This is a genomic window from Janthinobacterium sp. CG_23.3, assembly GCF_046115965.1.
Classification (GTDB): domain Bacteria; phylum Pseudomonadota; class Gammaproteobacteria; order Burkholderiales; family Burkholderiaceae_D; genus Janthinobacterium.
The window spans coordinates 1-2,294 of the sequence record NZ_JBJXIB010000249.1; the positions used below are offsets into that span (position 1 = coordinate 1).

Here is a 2,294-nt window from a genome sequence, read left to right on the forward strand (position 1 = left end):
TAGGTGCCTTTGTCGACCCCGAAACCTCTTGTTCAAATAAGTAAAAAGGCAATACCATCAGGCTTGTCAGGGGTGGCGCCTGGCCTGCCCCCCCCCAAACCAACGCGCCCTGGCACGTGCCGGCGCCGGTGCCGCTGTCGCGGCAACGACACGGCGCCACCGTCCCGGCCGCGGCGCCTTCGCATTAGCGGCCTTACGCCATCAGAACCGAGTACGCCAGCGTAGCCGAAAACAGCAGCAAGACCAGCGACGCGCAGCGCAGCAATAACGCCGGTTTGACCGGCGCGTCGCCGCCGCCCTTCAAGCTCGCCCCCAAGCACAGCCAGCCCAGCGCCACCGGCACCAGCGTCAGCACAAAGCATGCGACGCAGACGAAAAAAACCCCGGCCGACGCAAACGCCGCCAGCGGGAAGATGCCGCTGGCAAACAGGATCGCCTTGGGATTGAGCAGCGTCACGCAGTACATCGACGCAAACGTCATGCGCTTGCCGTCGACGCCGCCCGCGGTTGGATGGCTGGGCCACATTTGCCAGCCCAAGTAAGCGATGTAGACGGCGCACAGGAGTTTAATGGCGACCACCAGGGCGGGCGTGGAATGCGATAGCGCCAACAGGAAGAAGCCCCAGGCGGAGATCGCCGTCAGGTAGCCCAATGTTTCCGCGGCAATTAGGTTAATCGAGCGCGCGACGCCGAACTTGATGCCCGACGACAAAAGCAAGGTATTCGTTGGCCCGGGCACCAAGAGAATCAAAAAAAACCCGGCGATCATTTGCAGCAGTGCATTGGTCGAAAACATGAAATACCCTAACGAAACGCTGACCTTTTGAGGCGTATCGCCGCCTTATCGCAGCGCGCGGCGGCAAAAGCCCGATGGTACTACGGTCTGGACAGTTTCCCTGCCATCGACAGCCGCGCCACACGAGAAAAAACCCGCCAGCCTTGCGGCGAACGGGTCTGTCGATACCCCTGCGGCGCCAGGACGGCGCGCTTACTTGCTGCGCGTGCCGACCACCTCGACGGTGACGCGGCGGTTTTTCGCCCGGCCCTCGGCGCTCTTGTTGTCGGCCAGCGGCTGGGCTTCGCCCTTGCCTTCGGTGTAGACGCGCGACGTGTCCAGGCCCTTGCTCACCACGTAAGCCTTGACCGCCTCGGCGCGCCGGATCGACAGTTTTTGATTGTACTGCGGGCTGCCGACGGAGTCGGTGTGGCCGACCGTGATCATCACTTCCGTGTTCATGCCCTGCAGTTGCGCCAGCAAACCGTCCAGCGCGGCCTTGCCTTCCGGCTTGAGCACGGATTTGTCGAAATCAAACAAGGCTTCCGCCGCCAGGCTGACCTTTTCCGACACGACCACCGGGGCCGGTTGCGGCTGCGGCTGCACCGGCGTAGGCGCCACCGGCAGCGGCGCCGGCTCGGGCGCTGCCACGTACACCGGCGCGCTCGAGGCCGGACGGCCCAATTTATACACCAGGTTGAACGAGAGCAGATCGACGTCGCCGCGGTTGCCGACGGCGTCGTTGACGCGGTAGCGCTCGAGTTCGGCGCGCATCGCCAACGCTTCGCTGAATTTATACTCCAGGCCCACGCCCACCTTTGGATTGAGCTTGCGCTCGCTTGGATTCGGGTTGGTCACCGCGAACAGGCGGTTGCCGGTGAAATGGGCGCGCGCCTGCGCGTAATTCATGCCGACGCGGCCGTACACCGAAAAGCGCTGCGACAGCGGCAACTGGCCCAACAAGTCCAGGTTCACGCCGCGGAAACTGACGTCGCCGTTGAGCCGGCTGGCCGGGACGGTGACGGCGTTGAAACCGAACTTGCCGAGATCGAAGTAACCCAATTCCACGGCGAAATTCTTGTTCAGTTGCTTGCCCAAATACAGCTTGATGGCGGTATCGTGTTCGCGCGAATCGAAACGCACGGCGGTCGAGCCGCCGGCCATCAGGCTGCGGCTCAGGCGCTCTTCGTCGATGTTCGCCTGCGAACGGCCGATGCCGGCGCCGATATACCAGGCCGCATTGGCCCAGTCGGGATTGACCCACTCGTCGGCCGCGTGGGCACATTGGCTGGCTAGCAGCGCGCCGGCGATGACGCCGAACGAGGTGACGGATTTGACTAGTTTCGTGTGTTGCTTCATGTCTTGCTCCAAGAAATAGGACGAAGCGCCGATGGCGTCGGCGTCGCTTCAACGATGCGGATGGCGGTGGCGGGGGGGGGGGGGGGGGGGGGGGGGGGGGGGGGGGGGGGGGGGGGGGGGGGGGGGGGGGGGGGGGGGGGGGGGGGGGGGGGGGGGGGGG

Annotated in this window: 2 protein-coding genes; both read right to left on the bottom strand. The window is 64.7% G+C overall.

Going from position 1 to position 2,294, the window contains the following annotated elements:
* Positions 1-193: 193 nt before the first annotated feature.
* Entirely contained in the window at positions 194-796 is a 603-nt protein-coding gene (locus ACFDR9_RS27545) for a LysE family transporter (RefSeq protein ID WP_017877113.1), read from the bottom strand.
* Positions 797-988: 192 nt separating this feature from the next.
* On the bottom strand, positions 989-2,134 hold the full coding sequence (locus tag ACFDR9_RS27550) for an OmpA family protein (RefSeq protein WP_409033057.1): 1,146 nt from the start codon (positions 2,132-2,134) through the stop codon (positions 989-991).
* Positions 2,135-2,294 lie beyond the last annotated feature (160 nt).